This window comes from Rickettsiales bacterium, from assembly GCA_033762595.1.
GTDB lineage: Bacteria > Pseudomonadota > Alphaproteobacteria > Rickettsiales > UBA8987 > JANPLD01.
The window spans coordinates 1-2,298 of record JANRLM010000103.1 but is presented as its reverse complement, the minus strand read 5'-3'; the positions used below and the strand labels follow the sequence as shown (position 1 = coordinate 2,298).

At 35.2% G+C, this 2,298-nt stretch carries 4 protein-coding genes; 1 reads left to right on the top strand and 3 read right to left on the bottom strand.

Features of this window, described 5'->3' with window-relative positions:
* Positions 1 to 238, top strand: a 238-nt coding sequence (locus SFT90_07425) for a hypothetical protein (protein MDX1950308.1), incomplete at its 5' end; no start/stop codon positions are given.
* A 1-nt stretch (position 239) separates the two neighbouring features.
* Here the strand turns inward: SFT90_07425 and SFT90_07420 are convergent.
* The 3 genes from SFT90_07420 to SFT90_07410 all read right to left on the bottom strand — a co-directional run.
* A complete protein-coding gene (locus SFT90_07420; GenBank protein ID MDX1950307.1) occupies positions 240 to 1,220 on the bottom strand; it encodes a hypothetical protein in 981 nt (326 codons plus the stop codon).
* Between the two features lie 13 nt (positions 1,221 to 1,233).
* Positions 1,234 to 1,692: a protein TolR gene (gene tolR / locus SFT90_07415; GenBank protein ID MDX1950306.1), complete on the bottom strand. Its 459-nt coding sequence runs from the start codon at positions 1,690 to 1,692 to the stop codon at positions 1,234 to 1,236.
* A gap of 128 nt (positions 1,693 to 1,820) precedes the next feature.
* A partial coding sequence (locus tag SFT90_07410) for a MotA/TolQ/ExbB proton channel family protein (protein MDX1950305.1) occupies positions 1,821 to 2,298 on the bottom strand: 478 nt, incomplete at its 5' end.

The following is a 2,298-nucleotide window of genomic DNA, read 5'->3' as shown; positions in this document are numbered from 1 at the left end:
GGGCTGGCCAATTGTGGGTGATAGTTTATATGGAACAAACAGCCAACACCCAGCAGATTTGCTAGATTCAAATAAAAATCAGAATAATAATAAAATAGAAAATAAACCAAAGCTAGATAATAACCGGCCGAAACTTTTGCTACACGCCTATAATATTAAAATTCCACTTTATATGAACAAAGAACCTATAAGCATTACTGCACCTTTGCCTAGTTATTTTGGGGTTGATTACAAATAAATCAATTCGCCATGAGGGCAGGGTTGAAATTGAATTCAATTTCTTGCCAGAATTTATACTTATCTGTTGGTAAGCCTTGCAGTGGTGAGCAATCTTTAACCGCCCAAACGGCACTATCTGCAACAACTCTAAAGGTTTGATCAGAATTATATAAACCTGAATCCATAATTTTAACTTGTAAAACATTGCCTGCGGAATCCAGCTTTATGTAAAGCGTAACCTGCATATTTCCAACATCTTTTGCACCTATTGGAATTGACCAACATCTTGAAATTTGCGATTGGATTTTCTGCATTAAATCACGCACAAAGGCTTCATCAACAACATCTTCATTGGCAGTATTTGGTGCTTGAGTAGAAGTTTTTGGTTGAGGTTTCGCTTCTTTTATTTCTTCTTTTTTCTTCTCAATTTCACCAAATAAATCATCAAGGCTTTCCTCTTTTTTCTCTAAATCTTTAAGCAGAGATTTTTTACCAGCTTGATCTTCTTTATCTTTATTAACTTCCTGCTTTTTAATAACTTCTGGTAACGGCTTTATTTCAGGCTTTACTTCATCTTTTTTAGGTGATGGCGCATCAGCTTTTTTAGGTTGTGGAGGTTCTATTGCCTTTTTGCGTTCAATAGCTTCTTGAGGCTTTGGTTTTGGTTTAGGCTGCTCAACTGGCTTTGGAGGCTCTTTTGGTTTAGGCTTCGGCTTAGGTGGTTCAACTTTTTTAGGTAAAATTGGTTTTGGCTTTTGATTGTGTGCTTGAGGTTTAGCCTGCGGATTAATTTTATCAGCCATTGGCATAATATTAACTTCAACCACCTTTGGCTTTATAGGCTTTGATGTGCAGGAAGGAATTGCCCCTGAAATTAGCAAAATTAATATAAAATGTGCGATTAAAGATTTTGTAAGATGTGGACTTTGCCTTGCTTTTTCTCTAATAAAAGCAATAATTTTCTTCAAAGATAATCCTGATTTTTTTGGGAATTTAGCCACAAGTTACAATTAACTAATTAGGTTTTCTTGGTTGAGTAACAAGGCCAACCCTTGAATATCCAGCTTCATTAATAGCTGAAATTGCTGAAATAACTGTGCCGTAAGAAGTATCTTTATCACCTCTAATAAATATTTGTGCTTGCATATTCTGCTTGGTAACTTCTTTTAATTTTACAGATAAATCAGTTAGTAAAACTTTAGATTTTTGTATCCAAATTCCGCCTTCTTTATCAACGAGAACTTGGATTGGCTCTTCCTCTTTTTTATTTTCAAGCTGAGAAACATTGGATTCCGGTAGGTTAACTTTTATTCCTGTTGCCATTAGTGGTGCGGTTACCATAAAAATAATAAGCAAAACAAGCATTACATCAACCATTGGGGTAACGTTGATTTCACTCATCATTACTTTTCTTCTGCGAGTTCTTTTGCCTGAATTTTTTCTAACGCTTCCGCCTTGTAAACTTGCTGCCATAAGATTTTTATCTTGTTAAATTGTTTGTGTCATATCAAGCGAAGCGAGATATCTAGAAATAATTATTAATCAAACCAGATTTCTCACTTCAAGCCGGTGGCTTTTAGTTCGAAATGACGCATTATTTACTACTCAAATTCTCTATCAATATAAATTAGAAGCTCATCAACGAAATCATCAACTTCAACTGCAAGCCTGCTAACTTCACTATTAAATTTATTGTAAAAAATTACCGCTGGGATTGCAGCAAATAAGCCGATTGCGGTTGCAAATAACGCTGATGCAATACCAGGTGCAACAACACCGAGGCTAGTGTTTTGAGTAACTGCAATTGCTTGAAAGGAATTCATAATACCAAGAACTGTTCCAAATAACCCAACGAAAGGTGCTGAAGAACCAACTGTTGCAAGGAATGATAGATTTTTTTCAATGAAATTCAATTCACGAATAGATGCATTATTTAATGCTCTTTCTGCTCTTTTAAGTGGCCTTCTTTTGCCTTTCTTTTCATAGCATTCATACATTCCTGCTACGAAAATTCTAGACATTGGATTATCAGTTTTTTCTTTTGCGTAATAGTAAAATTCTTCCATGGTTTTACCGCCT